Source organism: Dethiosulfovibrio peptidovorans DSM 11002, assembly GCF_000172975.1.
GTDB lineage: Bacteria > Synergistota > Synergistia > Synergistales > Dethiosulfovibrionaceae > Dethiosulfovibrio > Dethiosulfovibrio peptidovorans.
In genome coordinates this window covers 560,001-575,258 of the sequence record NZ_ABTR02000001.1, presented here as the reverse complement: position 1 = coordinate 575,258, position 15,258 = coordinate 560,001, and the positions used below count along the sequence as shown (strand labels likewise).

At 54.8% G+C, this 15,258-nt stretch carries 17 protein-coding genes; 15 read left to right on the top strand and 2 right to left on the bottom strand.

Translation table 11 applies throughout. The features are described 5' to 3' along the window. Positions 1-53: 53 nt before the first annotated feature. Positions 54-896 (bottom strand): HAD family hydrolase, encoded by an 843-nt coding sequence (locus DPEP_RS02920; RefSeq protein ID WP_005659427.1) that lies wholly within the window; start codon positions 894-896, stop codon positions 54-56. Positions 897-998: 102 nt separating this feature from the next. Here DPEP_RS02920 and DPEP_RS02915 point away from each other — a divergent pair, with 102 nt between their 5' ends. Further along, positions 999-2,363 carry an aminotransferase-like domain-containing protein gene (locus DPEP_RS02915; RefSeq protein ID WP_005659425.1) on the top strand — a complete coding sequence of 455 codons (1,365 nt, stop codon included), beginning with the start codon at positions 999-1,001 and terminating at the stop codon, positions 2,361-2,363. On the opposite strand, the gene DPEP_RS02910 is transcribed toward DPEP_RS02915, so the two are convergent. Further along, on the bottom strand, positions 2,342-2,542 hold the full coding sequence (locus tag DPEP_RS02910; RefSeq protein WP_005659423.1) for a hypothetical protein: 201 nt from the start codon (positions 2,540-2,542) through the stop codon (positions 2,342-2,344). The genes DPEP_RS02915 and DPEP_RS02910 overlap by 22 nt on opposite strands. A gap of 168 nt (positions 2,543-2,710) precedes the next feature. Between DPEP_RS02910 and DPEP_RS02905 the strand changes: the two genes are divergently transcribed. The 14 genes from DPEP_RS02905 (at position 2,711) to recA (ending at position 15,220) form a co-directional block, all read left to right on the top strand. Then, positions 2,711-2,938: a hypothetical protein gene (locus tag DPEP_RS02905; protein ID WP_005659421.1), complete on the top strand. Its 228-nt coding sequence runs from the start codon at positions 2,711-2,713 to the stop codon at positions 2,936-2,938. A 105-nt stretch (positions 2,939-3,043) separates the two neighbouring features. Then, positions 3,044-3,703, top strand: a complete 660-nt coding sequence (locus DPEP_RS02900; RefSeq protein WP_005659419.1) for a GntR family transcriptional regulator — start codon at positions 3,044-3,046, stop codon at positions 3,701-3,703. Positions 3,704-3,837: 134 nt separating this feature from the next. Then, positions 3,838-4,980 carry a DegT/DnrJ/EryC1/StrS family aminotransferase gene (locus tag DPEP_RS02895; RefSeq protein ID WP_005659417.1) on the top strand — a complete coding sequence of 381 codons (1,143 nt, stop codon included), beginning with the start codon at positions 3,838-3,840 and terminating at the stop codon, positions 4,978-4,980. A gap of 120 nt (positions 4,981-5,100) precedes the next feature. Continuing rightward, entirely contained in the window at positions 5,101-5,796 is a 696-nt protein-coding gene (locus DPEP_RS02890; protein ID WP_005659415.1) for a zinc metallopeptidase, read from the top strand. Positions 5,797-5,908: 112 nt separating this feature from the next. Continuing rightward, positions 5,909-6,595 carry a DUF6391 domain-containing protein gene (locus DPEP_RS02885; RefSeq protein WP_005659414.1) on the top strand — a complete coding sequence of 229 codons (687 nt, stop codon included), beginning with the start codon at positions 5,909-5,911 and terminating at the stop codon, positions 6,593-6,595. Position 6,596: 1 nt separating this feature from the next. Further along, the gene (locus DPEP_RS02880; RefSeq protein WP_005659412.1) at positions 6,597-8,018 is read left to right on the top strand and encodes an RsmB/NOP family class I SAM-dependent RNA methyltransferase; all 1,422 of its coding nucleotides are present in this window, start codon (positions 6,597-6,599) and stop codon (positions 8,016-8,018) included. Positions 8,019-8,035: 17 nt separating this feature from the next. Beyond that, on the top strand, positions 8,036-9,232 hold the full coding sequence (locus tag DPEP_RS02875; RefSeq protein ID WP_005659410.1) for a PASTA domain-containing protein: 1,197 nt from the start codon (positions 8,036-8,038) through the stop codon (positions 9,230-9,232). Further along, entirely contained in the window at positions 9,211-9,909 is a 699-nt protein-coding gene (rpe, locus tag DPEP_RS02870) for a ribulose-phosphate 3-epimerase (RefSeq protein ID WP_005659408.1), read from the top strand. The genes DPEP_RS02875 and rpe overlap by 22 nt, the downstream gene beginning before the upstream one ends. Then, complete coding sequence (locus DPEP_RS02865) at positions 9,906-11,183, top strand: helix-turn-helix domain-containing protein (RefSeq protein WP_005659407.1); 1,278 nt, start codon at positions 9,906-9,908, stop codon at positions 11,181-11,183. The genes rpe and DPEP_RS02865 overlap by 4 nt, the downstream gene beginning before the upstream one ends. Further along, positions 11,180-12,475 (top strand): 30S ribosomal protein S12 methylthiotransferase RimO, encoded by a 1,296-nt coding sequence (gene rimO, locus DPEP_RS02860; protein ID WP_005659405.1) that lies wholly within the window; start codon positions 11,180-11,182, stop codon positions 12,473-12,475. Before DPEP_RS02865 ends, rimO begins: the two co-directional genes overlap by 4 nt. Then, positions 12,468-12,971, top strand: coding sequence for a phosphatidylglycerophosphatase A family protein (locus tag DPEP_RS02855; protein ID WP_005659404.1), 504 nt, complete (start codon positions 12,468-12,470; stop codon positions 12,969-12,971). Before rimO ends, DPEP_RS02855 begins: the two co-directional genes overlap by 8 nt. After that, positions 12,968-13,477 carry a CinA family protein gene (locus tag DPEP_RS02850; RefSeq protein WP_005659402.1) on the top strand — a complete coding sequence of 170 codons (510 nt, stop codon included), beginning with the start codon at positions 12,968-12,970 and terminating at the stop codon, positions 13,475-13,477. Before DPEP_RS02855 ends, DPEP_RS02850 begins: the two co-directional genes overlap by 4 nt. Next, positions 13,474-14,058 (top strand): RNA 2',3'-cyclic phosphodiesterase, encoded by a 585-nt coding sequence (gene thpR / locus DPEP_RS02845; RefSeq protein WP_005659400.1) that lies wholly within the window; start codon positions 13,474-13,476, stop codon positions 14,056-14,058. Before DPEP_RS02850 ends, thpR begins: the two co-directional genes overlap by 4 nt. A 1-nt stretch (position 14,059) precedes the next feature. Then, on the top strand, positions 14,060-15,220 hold the full coding sequence (gene recA, locus DPEP_RS02840; RefSeq protein ID WP_005659398.1) for a recombinase RecA: 1,161 nt from the start codon (positions 14,060-14,062) through the stop codon (positions 15,218-15,220). Positions 15,221-15,258 lie beyond the last annotated feature (38 nt).

Here is a 15,258-nt window from a genome sequence, read left to right as displayed (position 1 = left end):
AAAAAGAATTTAACGGGAGACCGGTTTTACGCCTCGGTCTCCCGTTTTCTGCCTTACAACCCAAGAGCCCTTATGGCGTCCTCCACGTTGGAGAAGCGGAACTCGACGTCCTTCAACATATTCCCTATCGCCATGAAGTCACCTCTTCCGAGGGCTCTTAGGGAAGCTCTGTCGCTGGCGGTATCGCCGAAGAAAAGGGGCCATCTTTTGTCCAGCCTCCTGCAGAGCAGGTCCAATCCCTCCGGAGAGGGTTTTTTTATGCCGTCGTCGGAGCATATGGCCATGTCTCTCGGGAGGTCCTCCCAGCCCATAGCCTCCAGAGCCAGGCTCAGTTCCTTTCTTGACCTTCCGGTATATATGCCCACAGGAAGAGGGATCTTCTTCCAGTGACGCTTTATCATGGGAGTCTCCTCCAGCCAGAAGCCGCAGTCATCCTGGTTTTTCGGTTCCCTGCCTAGAAGCTCCCTGGTCTTGTCCGATCCGAAGTAAAGCTCCTCGCAGCATCTCCTGGTCTCGTCGTATGGAGCGGTCGAATCCAGGTTTTCCTCCATCCATGCTACCAAGGTAAGGCCGGAGGACTCTATCTTTTTCATCGTTTCCTCCCACTCCCAGGGAGAGGGAAAGCTCTCCTCCAGGCTCTCCTTCCCCTTGGACGCCGCCAGAGAGACGAGACCCCAACAGATGTCGTAATCGTCGTTCAGCAGCGAGAACTGTTTGGACGTCTCGAAATGACGTTGAGAGAAGGGGTTGACGTCGATCTTTCTTCCGAGAAGCCCCTCCCATATTCTGGGTATCGCATACTTTATGACCTTAGGAAAGGATTTGCCGGTGTTCATTAAAACTCCGTCTACATCAAATATGATGCAATCAGCCTTTAGCGGTGATAGAATGGACATGAAAAACCTCCAAGATATAGAGAATGACTACCCATTTTAAGGCTATCGAACCGAGGTGGCAAGGGTCAAATACACCTTTTAGAATCAAGAGAGGTCTTCGCCATGATAGAGATACCGCTAAAAAAGAGCTCGACCATTCCCCTATATCGCCAGATGTCCGATCATCTCGAGAAGATGATAAAAAGCGGTGCTTTTTCTCCGGGGGAGAGACTGCCGGGAAGCAGAGGTTTTGCCAAAAGCCTGGGCGTCAGTCGAATGACGGTGATGGAGGCCTTCCGTCGTCTGGAGGATCGGGGATTGATAGTCCAAAGGGGACGAAGCGGGGCTTACATCGCCGGTATCGTAGGGGAAAGGGAGAAGGTTCGGAATCGTTCGTGTAACAAGTGGTCTTTGGCCGGGGAGCTGCCGTCTCGTTCTCTCATTCCGTCGGAGGAATTGGCCAAGATCGCCAAGTCGGTCCTCTACAGAAGGGGAGGGGACGTTCTTAGGGAAAATCCTACGGCTGGCATAGACGAGCTCCGTAGAGCTTTGGTAGTCCACGCCGCTTCCAGAGGGATCCCGGCGGATTGGCAGGATGTGACGGTCACCTCCGGTGGCCGTCAGGGCTTGGCCGTTTCCTTCGGGGCTCTGAAATCCGCTGGAGTATCGGAGATCCTTATGGACGGGCTGAACTATCCCGATGCCTGGACCCTAGCCATGGCTGAGGGGCTTTCCGTCGTTCCCTTTTCCCGGCCAGGGGATCCTCGGGAGGACATGGAGAGCCGTTCTGCCCATACGGCTCTATATCTGGTCCCCAGTTTTTCCAACCCCACAGGGCATACCATGGACGGATCCATCAGGGAGCAGGTTCTAGCTCTGTCCCATAGAAAGGGAATGTGGATAGTGGAGGACGACGCCTACGGCGAGCTTCGTTACGGTGATTCAAGCGTTCCCGCCCTAAGGGCGATGGACGACGGGAAAAGGTTGGTATACCTGGGGTCCTTTAGCCAGGCCCTTTTCCCCGGAATACGTCTGGGTTATTCCCTGGTTCCAGGGGATATAAGAGGTCATTTTCTTCGTTCTCTCGCGGAAAAAGGCGGCCCGGCTTCGTCTTTGGTCCAGCACGTTTTGGAGAGGTTCATCGTTTCCGGCGGTCTGGAGGAGGCTCTGGAAAGGGCCAGGCTCGAGATGGCCTGTAGGATGAGGTCTCTCTGCACGTATCTCGTCGGTTCGGGGCTAGATAGCTTTTCAAGACCTCAGGGAGGTATCTACCTGTGGTTGAAGACGCCCGGTCTCAGTGGGGGAAGATCGGCTATGTTGGCCTCGGACAGGGGGGTCGATGTCGCCTCCGGAGGTAGCTTTTCCTTGACTAGCGAGGTAGTGGAGGCCGTCCGTCTCTCAGTGAGCGATATCTCCTTGAACGATATCCCTGAAGCTGTGAAGGTCCTAGCCGATGCCTGGAGAGGTCAACTTTCGTCCTTGAAGTAAAGGTGGAGGGATCTTTTCCAGATCCATAGAGCGGCTACAGCCGTTCCGGTTCCTCCGGTAAGCCCCCATATTATGTAGTCCAGCCGTCCTTTTCCGATCAGAAAACCTCCCATGCCGGCTAAGGCGTAACCATACAGCACGATTGTGGCTATGGATAGCAGGAGAACGATTATACGCAATACAGTTCCTCCTAACTGTGGTGTAATTTCTAAGAGTGCAAGTTCCCCGTTAAGTCGTATCGGCCGTTATTTCTTAGAAGTTCCCTGTGGGTAAGGTGTTTTTGTCGCAGCGAGCCACTATGATATCATATTCCCTAAAGGGAGGTAGCCTTATGGATTTCGTCGCAGATGTCGACCTTGATTTTCTCCGTGGGAGTGGCCGGAGGGGTCCTTCTCTTCTGCATGGCTCACGCCCTTCAGCGTTCGATACAGGTCTACGGTTTTTCTTTCCCTTACGACTTGGCGGTGGTTTTCCCCTATCTTTTAGTCATAGGTTGCCTGGCATTTTCCTTCAAGTCCAAGGACAGTGGACCTGTAGTTTTGGGAAAACCCTACGATAGAGAATTCATAGGGTGATATCAGTTGGTACACGATCTAGCCGGCTCCATTGTGTATTATCCCGATATCATGGTACTATTATAACGATTGTACAATCCGTGACACCGAACGGGGGGATAATACATGAGGGAACCTCGGCTTTACACTACCTCTGCCGACTACGCTTATCAGGAGTTGAGACACAAGATAGTCACCAAGCAGCTCAAGCCTGGACAGAGGCTTCCTGAGGTAAATATAGCGGTTCAGATGGGGGTGAGTCGGACTCCTGTTCGAGAAGCGCTGAGGCGTCTTTCCAGCGAAGGGCTGGTCAACATAATCCCCAACAGCGGGGCCCGTCTGGCATCTCCTACTATAAAGGAGATGGAGGACACATTCATAGTGAGGGAAAAACTGGAGTGTCTTTCCATCGCCATGGCAGCTGAAAGGATAGGAGATCGTCATCTGAGACGACTGGAAGAGCTCGTCCTGGACGAGGTCAGAGCCGTTGAGGATAGAAATCTGGAGGCTTATCTGGAGGCTTACGAATGGTTTCATCGTACCATAGCCGATGCCGGGGCCAACAAGGTCTTGGCCGAGTTCGTGGGAAACATACTCGCCAGGACTAACGCCTACGTCGTGTTTTACGATCCGTTCTACGAACAGGATGAAAACCCCACGTTGGAGGAACACAAATCCATATTGGAGTCCCTGTCCCATCGAGACGGGGAGGCCTCGATAGCCCTTATGAGAGCTCATCTGAGGAGGTCCATGTCCTGTCTTAAGAACCCGGACTCGGACGACTGATAATTCGAAAGAGACGGGGCTTGCCCCGTCTCTTTTTTGTCAAAAACACCGTGCCATGAGAAAATGGGCCGTCTTGAGGGGAAAAAGATATAGAAACCTTGAGTTTAGACCACACCGAATTGGAGGATTTTACTGTGAAAGATAGAAAGCTTCCCACCTTGGATCTTAAAAGAGGTTACGCTCGTATCAAGGATGAAATCGATCAGGCCGTCAAGGAGGTGCTGGAGAGCCAGTACTTCATAATGGGACCCCAGGTATCCGGTTTAGAGTCCGACGTGGAGAGATATCTGGAGGTCCCGAGGGCTATCGGCTGCGCCTCCGGCAGCGACGCTCTGGTGCTTGCCCTTAAGGCCTTGGATCTCAAGCCGGGAGACGAAGTCATTACCACCCCTTATTCTTTCTTCGCCACGGCAAGCTGCATAACCCGCTTAGGGGGTACTCCGGTGTTTGCCGACGTGGATCCCGACAGCTATAACGTTACGGCAGAGACCGTATTGTCTAAGGTCACCGATAAGACCAAGGCCTTTATTCCGGTCCACCTTTTCGGCCAGATGGTCCACATGGAGGAGCTCTCGAAAGAGCTCGAGGTCAGAAACGTGGCGGTAGTGGAGGATTGCGCCCAGGCCTTCGGTTCCTGGAGATCCATCGACGAAACTCCCGTCAGAGCAGGTGCTTCCGGGGTTCTCGGCTGTTTCTCCTTTTTCCCTACCAAAAACCTGGGAGGCTATGGAGACGGTGGCATGGTCGTCTCCAGGAACCAGGAGATGGCGGACAGGATCGCCAAGCTCAGGGTTCACGGAGCCGGTACGACCTATTTCCACGACGAGGTCGGGATGAACAGCCGGTTGGACGCTATCCAGGCAGCTGTGTTGAGGGTTAAACTTCGTCATCTGGACAGCTGGAACGAGGAGCGCCGCATAGCGGCCGACAGGTATAGGGTCCTCTTCGCGGAGCACGATCTTCTGGGGATAGTCACCCCTCCCGTCGAAGACGAGGGCAACTACCATATCTACCACCAGTATGTCCCCAAGGTGATAAGGGACAGAGACCGCCTTCTCGAGCATCTGGGTTCGGAGGGCATCACCGCCAGAGTCTATTATCCTCTGTCTTTGCATATGCAGAGGTGTTTCAGCTTCCTGGGCTATGATAAGGGAGATTTTCCCGTATCCGAGAGCTTGACCGAGCAGACAATAGCTCTTCCCATATTCCCGGAGATCACCGAGGAGGAGCAGGAGTGGGTGGTTTCCACCATAGCCGCATTTTACGGAAAGAAATAGCCCAGATTCGTCTGATGTAATTTGACCTTTTGCTCTGGATATGTAAAAATACTGTTGCCCCGGGAGACTCTCCGAGGGTATCATCGTCGAAGAAAATAAGACCCCTCTGGAGGTGAGGACATGTTCCCCTTCTTTTTCGATCCTACGATGGTCTTGCTTTTGCCGGCTCTTCTGCTCGCTTTTTGGGCTCAGGCCAGGGTCAAGTCCACCTTCGCTCAGTACAGCCATGTGGCTTCCCGTAGGGGAGTTACCGGTTCGGACGTCGCCAGAGCCCTACTGATGCAGTTCGGCCTGTCCGATGTTCCGGTCCGTCCTATTGCGGGCAACCTGACGGATCATTACGATCCCGGAAGCAGAAGCCTTAGCCTGTCCGACTCGGTATACGGAAGCACCAGCATAGCGGCTATCGGCGTCGCCGCCCATGAGGTAGGCCATGCCATACAGCACCAGGAAGGCTATATGCCTCTTCAGTTCAGAAACGCCATAGTTCCGGTCGTCAACATCGGATCCATGGCCGCATTTCCGTTGTTTTTCATAGGACTTCTCTTCAGAGGTCAGACCCTGATGAACGTGGGAATAGTGCTGTTTCTGGGAGTGTTGGTTTTTCATCTGGTTACCTTGCCGGTCGAGCTGGACGCCAGTTCGAGGGCCCTTAAGGTCCTGGACGGAACGGGAATGCTGGCTTCCGACGAGTTGGTAGGTGCCAGAAAGGTGCTCAACGCAGCCGCACTGACATACGTTTCGGCCACGGTGATGGCCGCGGCTCAGCTGATCCGGCTTTTGGTCTTGAGAAATATGTTTGGCGGGGACGATTAACCCTCCGGTCGGACAGAAAAGGCTTTTCAGCCGGTAGAGGCTATACTAAGATAGGGTGGCCCTCCTGATTATGGAGAGGCCACCCTTTATCGTGGAGAGAGGAGGTCTCACAGTGCCCCTTTTGATAATATTGGCCCTGATGTTCTTCATGCCCTGGTTGGGCTTTATGTTGCTTCTGACGGTGGGATTGTTTCTCGTGGTAATGATCCCCTTGGGATTCGCGGCGAGCTCTTTTTTCTGGGCTTTGGCTGGCCCGTCCCAGCTCTTTAAGATGCTTTTCGATAAAAAGGTCAGAAAGAACCACGCTCTGGAACACGCTACAGCGAGAGTTTTATCCTACAGAGGATATCCCGGTCTCGCCGGAGAGGCCGATGGCAGGGGGTTCAGCATCAGAGGTCTCCCCGATCCTTCGCTGGTCTTCGATGCCGCTCAGGAGGCCAGAGATCGTCTGGTCTCGGGAGAGTCGGAGCTTGCCATACATCCCCGATGTGGCACCACCGTGGTGGTGGTCAATACCCTTTCGTCCCTGATATTCATAGCGTTGTTGATCACCACCGGATCCATGAGTCTGTTTTCCGTGATATTGGCTCTGGTGGCGGCTCAGATCTTGGGCCCGTTGGTCAGCCCCTGGGTGCAGAGACACGTGACTATCGATCCCGACGTGAGATCTCTTCGCGTTGCCGGTGTGGAACTGCGTTCGTCGAACAGAATGGTGTTTGGTGCGGCTGTACGGATGGCCGATTCCGTCTACGTCAGCACCGTCGACGATAGCGGAGTGATAGATGCGGAGGTCGTTTAAAGTGATAGAAAAAAGGAAAAAAGAGGGCAGCCGGCCTCATGGAGGAATCGGTAGAGACAGAAAAGGGTCTAGAAAGAGCGGAAATGGCGGGGACAAGGGCCCCCTTAGAGGGATAGAGGCGGCTCTGGAGGTATGGAGAGAGGTTAGAAGAGGGCGCTTCGCCAGCGAGAGTCTGAGGGCCATCTCCGACAGGGTATCCGAGAAGGATCGTCCCTTGGCGGCCACCTTGGTGTATTCTCTGATACGGAGGGAATCTCTCTGGAAGGAGATAGTGGGACGGTTCCTGAAAACCGGGAGCAGCGGGGTTTCACCTGCGGTTCGCGACGCCTTGATGGTAGGAGCCGCCGGAAGCCTGGAACTTAGGACCTTCGAACCAAGGGTCCTAGTTAACGCCCTGGTAGAATGGACGAAGTGTAGAGACGAACGGGGTTCCAGGGTCGTGAACGCCGTGCTGCGTCGCATAGTAGAGGGCGGCCCCGAGATTCTGGCAGAGATAGAACGCAGTGTCGCCTTTTCGGACCTCGCTATGAGGTCCGGGGTACCTCTGTGGGCGGCGAAATCCTGGGAAAGCTCCTTCGGTAGAATCGAAGGACGTGCCCTGATAGAGCTCCACTCTCAGCCCGTATCCCTGGCACTGAGGGTCTCTACAGGAGTTGATAGGTCCGAGATGGTCCAGCGTCTTGAGGAGGGGGGGGTCCCCGCTGTCGAGTCACCGGATCTGCCCTTTTCCATTCGGCTGGAGGGCACGGCTCTGCCCACCATATTGCCCGGTTACGACGAGGGCAAGATAACCCCTCAGAGCGAGTCCTCCATGTTGGTCCCTCTCGCCTTTACCGGAAGAGGGAAGTTCTCTCGTCTTTTGGATATGTGTGCCGGCAGAGGCGGAAAGACCGGACAGCTGGCTCAGGCTTTTCCCGAAGCTTGCCTGGAGGGGTGGGATCTGTCCGGACCTAGGATAAAGGCGGCGCTCAAGGAGATGGAGCGGTTGGGAATCTCCGATAGGGTTAAACTCTCCGTTGGAGACTCTATGGAACTGGATCCGTCTTTCCTTCCCGATGGTGTACTTCTGGACGCTCCCTGTTCCGGCAGCGGTACATGGCGTCGTCATCCCGAGTCCAAATGGAGGCTTTCCCAGGACGAACTGGCACGCTACGGAGCTATGCAGGCAAAACTGCTGGGTAGAGCGCTGGACCTCGTCTCCACCGGGGGAACCGTGCTTTACTGTACCTGTAGCCTTTTCCGAGAGGAAAACGAACAGGTCGTCGCCAAGGTCATGTCCGGAAGGTCCGACGTCGTAGAGTTGGAGCCGCCTCACGAGCTTGTCTCCCGATGTAGAAAAGGCCGTCCCTGGGGCTATTACACATGGCCGGACAATCCTTGGACCGACGGATTCTACATGGCTCTGTTGACTGTTACCGCCTGAGGAGGTCGAGGTTTTTTATGAAGAAAGTCATCCGTTTGAGCTTGGTATTGGTGCTGCTGGCGATCCTTGGTTCCGCCGGTGCGGTCTTCTACTTGGTATTTTTCGGCGGAGAGTCGGTGGTCGTGCCTCCTATGGTTGGGGCCTCCGTCCTCGACGCCGTGGACATGGTGGAACGTATGGGACTCCAGGTCAGAGTGGATCAGGAGGAATCTCTCGAGCCGAGGGGAACCGTCATAGCCCAGTGGCCTCAATCCGGGGTCAAGGTGAACAGCGAGAAGATCATCATACTCAAGGTCAGCAAGGGAGGGTATAAAAAAGCCCTTCCAGACCTGAGGGGAATGGAGTTCTCAAGGGCCACCGCAAAGCTCCAGGAACTGGAATTTCTTCTTGGGGACGTCATAAGAGTTGTAAACGACAAACCCTCGGGAGTCGTTGTTGCTCAGAACCCGGCCGCTCCCGTTATGATAAGCCGTACTAGGCCGGTGTCCCTTCTAGTGAGTATGGGACCGGAGAAAAGCAGCTCCGGCAGAATAGTGGTTCCGGATGTCCTGGGAAAGGACGAAGAGTCAGCCAGAAAACTGGTCGCTCAAAGCGGCTTGTCCGTCTCTGTGGAGTACGTCTACACCCAGTCTTCGCCTCCAGGGATGGCCATATCACTGAAGCCTAAAGCGGGAACCTCTCTGCCACCTGGGGGCAACGTTACGGTGAAGGTTTCCACTATGAGGCAATCGGCAAAACCTCCCAGGCCGGTGGAAGACGAAAGACCTGCTGCATCTAGCGCCCCGATGGAGATAACCGTTCCCGGAAGTACTACCCAGCTAGGGACCCAGACGACCGTTTCCACTCAGCCATCGAAGCCCTCTTCCGGCGGAGCCAGGATCGTCGTGGTTCCCGGGGAGGATGCTTCTGGACCGAGACCTGCTCCGGGACCAGAAGACGGACAGTCTCAGCAGAAACCGGCACAGGGTCGTCCTGAGACTCCTCCCTCGACGTCGGAGCCCGGCAAGACTGCCAAGATCAGGTATCAGGTGCCGCCTCTTACCAAGCCGTTGCAGTTGAAGATAGAGATCATCGACAAAAAGGGAGCCAGAACCTTGGTCGAGAAAGAGGTTTCAGGTGGTGAATATGTCTCCCTCGACGGAACCTACGTCGGAGAGGCCGCGGTTACAATATATCTCGGAGGAGAATTCGTATGGCAAGACAGATATCGCTAAACCCGGGGAGCCTCAGGATAGCCCCTTCCCTGTTGTCGGCGGACCCCCTGTCCATGTCCGACAGCATAGCGTCGCTAAACGGAACTCACGACTGGCTTCACGTCGACGTGATGGACGGTCATTTCGTCCCTAATCTTTCCTACGGCTCCGCTTTGGTAGGGGCTCTGAGGAAGGCTTATCCTGACGAGGTCCTGGACGTCCACCTGATGGTAGAGCCTCCGGAGTCTTTCATAGAGAGCTTCCTGGATAAAAATCCCGATTTTCTCACGGTACACGTCGAGGCGACTCCTCATCTTCACAGGGTCCTGAGCCGTATAAGGGAGAGAGGAGCACGTCCCGGAGTTGTCCTTAATCCCGGCACCCCTGTAGACGCGATATTCCCGGTGTTGTCCATGGTGGACATGGTCCTGGTGATGTCGGTAAATCCCGGTTTCGGTGGACAGTCTTTCATACCGGAGACGTTATCCAAGCTCGTCGACCTTTGCAGGCTCAGGGCGTCGAGAAAACTTTCGTTCCTGATAGAGATCGACGGAGGCGTCGGTGCCGGCAATGTAGCTGAGATAGTCAGGTTCGGTGCCGACGTGGCTGTCATGGGCAGCGCCGTTTTCGGCACCGACGATCCGGGGAAAACGGTAGAAAAGATCAGAAAAATAGCCTTGGAGGGATCAAAAATATGAATGAATCCTTTGACGATGTTGACGTTAGAGAACCAGATCGCTTCGACGATCTTAATTCCGATAACTACGAGTCCTTGGCATCTTTGGGAGACAGGCTCAGAGAGGAGAGAAACAGACAGGGCTTTACCCTGGACTACGTGGCGGACGAGACCAAGATCAGAAAGTCTTACCTGGAGAGCATAGAGCTCGGAGAGATGGACGTCTTCAACGGAAACGTCTACAGGAGGGGATTCGTCAAGAAATATCTGGGCTTCCTCGGCCGTATGGATCTGTGGAAATCCTACGATCCCATTCTGGTTGAGAATGTCAGTGATAAAAAACCCGAACCCCAGCCGGCGCTGGGAGATTTCACCCCTCCGGCCAGGGGGTTTCGCAAGGGCTCTAGAAAAGGAGTCTTCCTGTTGCTGATGGCGGTGATCATCTCTGCCGGATGGTACGTCTGGTCCAACAGGGAGGGGCTACACGACGAGGTGGTCAGAATACAGGAGGAAAAAGTGGCCGAACAGGAGAAGAGGGAGGGAGAGGCCAAGCTCTTGGCTGCCAGACAGAGAGAGATAGCTGCGGCCTCCGCCGACTTGGCCTCCTCCGATATTTCCGAGGTGGCATTAGCCGGGGCCTCGGTGGATTCAGCCGTGTCATCGTCCCCTGCCTCGGTTGAATCGGACATCCCGATATTGACTATAAAGGCCCTGAAGGATTCCTGGATTCGAATAACCAGAGAGGGCGAAAGGGTCTTCGGCGGAACCCTCAAGGCCGGAGCCACCTCCGAGGTGGAGGCCACCGGCCTCATACACGTAATATACGGTCGTCCAGAAACCCTGAGTGTGAACTGGAACGGCAAGCGGGTCGATCCCTCCACCGAGGGTGCCGGTCCGGTGCACTTCGTCTACTCCTCCGACGGAACCCAGAAGGCCATCACCTCCGATGAGGCGGAGGCCCTCTGGAAGGAGCCGAGTCGATCCGTATCCGCCGAAAAGGCCGATACGGAAGAAAAGCCGGCTCCAGTCCCCAAAAAGTTGCTTATAAGAGCCACCAAGGGGGATTGTTGGATCAAGGCCACCAGAGATGGAAAGACCGTCTACGTCGGTACCCTGAAAAAAGGCGACCAGAGGGAGATGGATCTGACGTCCTCGATAAAGGTTATTTTCGGCAATCCTACCGCCGTGGCCGTATCATTGGACGGCAAGGACGCCGGGCGTCCCGGGACTCCCGGACGGGTCGGGCGAATTGTCTATGAAACGGACGGTTCCGTCAGGGACGTGTCCGAACAATGAAAAAAATCTACATCCTCACCTTAGGCTGTCCTAAAAACTCGGTGGACAGCGAGGTATTGGCCGGTAGATTCGAGCCAGAAAATTGGACCCTGGTCGACCGGGTGGAAGAATGCGATATAGCCATAGTCAATACCTGCGGTTTCATTCAGCCAGCGGTGGAGGAGAGCATCGATGTTATCCTGGATCTGGAGGAGATGAAGGCACAGGGGACATTGGAGAAAATCTGTGTTGTCGGATGTCTGGTCAACAGATACGGAGAGGACCTCAAAAAAGAGTTTCCCTCGGTCGACCTTTGGGCCGAGGCTGAGGATTGGGACTCCCTGTCGAGGGCATTAGGGATCGATTCGCCTCGACGAGGCCGACGGATTCTGACAGAATCGCCTTGGACCAGATATCTCAAGGTCGGCGAGGGGTGCGATACCAGGTGTTCTTTCTGCACCATCCCCTCCATCAGAGGCCCTCTTAGAAGCAGGGAACCCAAGGATATCGTGGCCGAAGCAGTCAAACTGGCGGAGGAGGGAGCCAAGGAGCTCTGTCTGGTGGGGCAGGACCTGACCGTTTACGGCTCGGATCTCTCGAAGCGGGGTTCCCTGTCCGGACTTTTGGACGCTATGGAAGCCGAACTCCCGGAGGATATATGGCTCAGGCTTTTTTACCTTCATCCGTCAAGGGTCGACGAGGCTTCCCTGGAGAGGGTATTGAACAGCTCCAGGATATTGCCCTGGCTCGACATACCGATACAGCACGTAGACGCAGACGTGTTGCGCAGGATGAATCGCCCTCCTGTGGAAGAGCATATCAGAAAGCTGTTTAAAGCCGGACGAAGGATGTTCCCGGACTTCGCCTTCAGAACCACCATAATGGTGGGCTTCCCTGGAGAGACGGAAAAAGCCTTTCAGTCCTTGCTTGACTTCGTGGAGGACGTAGCCTTCGATCGACTAGGGGCCTTTACCTTCTGTCCCGAAGAGGGTACCCCGGCGGCTCTCATGCCGGATCAGATTCCTCAGGACGAGAAGGACAGAAGATACGCCGAGTTGATGGAGCTTCAACAGGGCATATCTCTAGCGAGACAAAGAGGGTTCGTAGGAAAAGAGATGGACGTTCTAATAGAAGAGGTGGACGAGGAAGACGGAACCAGATGGGGCCGATCTTTCAGGGACGCTCCCGAGATAGACGGTTTGGTGTCGATATCGGGAGCCAAGGACGATGTGCCGGGCGACATGGTTAGGGTCTCTATAACCGACGCCTCGGAATACGACCTCTTCGGGGAGAGGGTACGTTCTGATGGCTAGTCCTACGAAGGAAATACGGAGGGATTTCCCCTGGGCCCTATCCACCCTTTTCGGTCTGGGCACTTTCTCCTCCATGCCAGGTACTGTAGGATCCGCCGTATGCTGTCTGATCGTGATGCCGGTGGTATCGACTCCATTGTTGCTCTTTCTCATAGTACTCTTCTCCGTTCTCGGAGTATGGGGAGCGGAAAAATACTCTAGGGATAGAGGACTATCCGATCCGTCGGAGGTCATAGTGGACGAGGCCGTAGGGGTGTGGATATCCATGCTTGGTCACGTCACCTCGGTAGCTGCCTCTGGCTATCTGCTTCCCGCTTTGTTCCTCTTCAGGGTCTTCGACATACTCAAGCCTATCCCGGTTTCCACCGCCGAGAAACTCCCCGGAGGATGGGGGATAATGGCCGACGACGTCGTGGCAGGCATATTGGCCAACCTGTTGCTGTGGGTTTTCAGATGGATATTCATAGGAGACGGTTTCGTCCGTCTTTTCGGGTGATTGACTTGTTCCCCGCGGATATAAAGGACCTGAGCCTACGGTTGAAGGAACTATGCCTAGACGGTAAAGTCAAGATAGCCCTCGCCGAATCCTGCACAGGCGGGCTGATAGGAGGGGCAGTCACCGAGATAGCAGGAAGCTCCGCCTACTTTCAGGGAACCGCCGGAACCTACTCCAACGAAGCCAAGGAAAAAATCCTGTCCGTATCTCCCGAGGTGATCGCGAAACACGGAGCCGTCAGTTCCGAATGCGCGGAGGCCATGGCGGAAGGAGCCTTGAAACTATACGAAGCTAACATGGTTATCTCCGTGACGGGGGTAGCTGGCCCGGATGGAGGATCGGAGGAGAAGCCGGTCGGAACTGTGTGGTTCGGTATCGCCGGAACCGGAAGGAGTCCGTCGTCTTTCAGGAAGAACTTCTCCGGAGAACGTTCGACCATCCGTATGAAAACGGTCCGTGTCGCCCTAGAGACCTTGATATCCGGGCTGGGAGGAGCTTTAGTTTGACCATCGTCAGGTCGTTCCTGGCCCTTCCGATTCCGGAAAAGCTCAGGGTTCTCGCGGAAGAGCTCATCGTCCAGGGAAGAAGGGAATTCAGGTCTCCCCGATGGGTCAGAGGGGAGCACCTCCACCTTACACTACGTTTTTTCGGAGAGTTGGAGGAGAAAGCCTACCGGAGATTGGCGAAAAGCCTGAAGACAGCCTTCTCTGACGCTCCCTCGGTGGAGGGAATGGCCCTGGGGGAGGTCGGCTGTTTCAGACGCAAGGGATCCATCTCCGTTATCTGGATGGCAGTGGAGGAAAGAGACCGTCAAATTACCAGGCTGGCGGAATTGGCGGAAAAAACGGCGGTCGAGACCGGTTTATCGCCGGAGAGACGGCCCTTCAGGCCTCACATGACCTTGGCCAGGTGTCACGGCCGAAGCGAGGACATAGTCGCCTACGATTGCGTAAGGGAAAGATGGTCTCCTACTCCCTTTTTCCCAGTGGAGAAAGCCCTCCTCCTGAGGAGCGAGCTTACCCCAACCGGTCCTATATACTCCGTAGAAGGAGAATACCCACTTACAACACGACGAGGAGGTCGATGAAGTGGCCGCAAAGAAAAAGACCATGACCAGAGAGGATATCCTGGAGGTAGCCATAGACGATATCAGGAGCAAATTCGGCGATGGCTCCATAATGCGTCTCGGAGACGATACTTTGGCAAATGTGGAGGTAATCCCGACAGGTATTCTCCCTCTGGACGTAGCGCTGGGCATCGGAGGTTTTCCCAGGGGAAGGATCGTTGAGGTCTTCGGTCCCGAGGGAAGCGGAAAGACCACCCTGGCCCTTCACGCCTTAGCGGAAGCTCAGAAAGCGGGAGGGGTAGCGGCGTTTATCGACGCCGAGCATGCTCTGGACCCCAGACTGGCCCAATCTCTAGGCGTCAACGTGGCCGATCTCTATATAGCTCAACCGGACAGCGGGGAACAGGCCCTCTATATACTGGAGACCCTGGTCAGAAGCGGTGCCGTAGACATCGTGGTGGTGGACTCGGTAGCCGCTCTGACCCCTCAGGCGGAGATAGACGGCAAGATAGGCGACACCCAGGTCGGACTACAGGCTAGACTCATGTCCTACAGTCTTCGTCGTTTGACCTCTGCCATATCCAAGAGCAACAGCATAGTGGTCTTCATAAACCAGCTGAGAGCGACCATATCGACCGGATACAGCAGAGGACCGTCGGAGACCACCACCGGAGGAAGAGCCCTCAAATTCTATACATCCGTAAGGGTAGAGGTAAAAAGAGGAAAGTCCGTAACCAAAGGGGACGACACCATAGGACACGAACTTTGGATAAAGGTGGTCAAGAACAAACAGGCCCCTCCCTTCAGGACCGCCCATACCACCTTGGTTTACGGAAAGGGTATCCCCAACAACATGTCTACGGTGGATATGGCCATAGACGCCGGGGTCATAAAGAGAAAAGGCTCCTGGCTGGCCTATAAAGGCGAGACCCTAGGACAGGGTAAGGACAACGTGGCCAACTATCTGGAGGAACATCCGGACTTGAACGAAGAAATAGTCAAGGCCGTTCTGGATGAGGCGGCAAAAGGACTCGGATTCGACATCGGCAAAGACCCGAAAGACTCCGACGAAGATATGGACCTGCCCTCCCCTGTAATAGACGTGGACGAAGAGGTTATGGATCTCGCGGTAGAGGACGATGGGAACGACGAAGGAGATAAGAAAGACCAGAATACAGTATAATCGGTCTTTTTTAAAAAAAGACTTTTAGACGCTAGCTA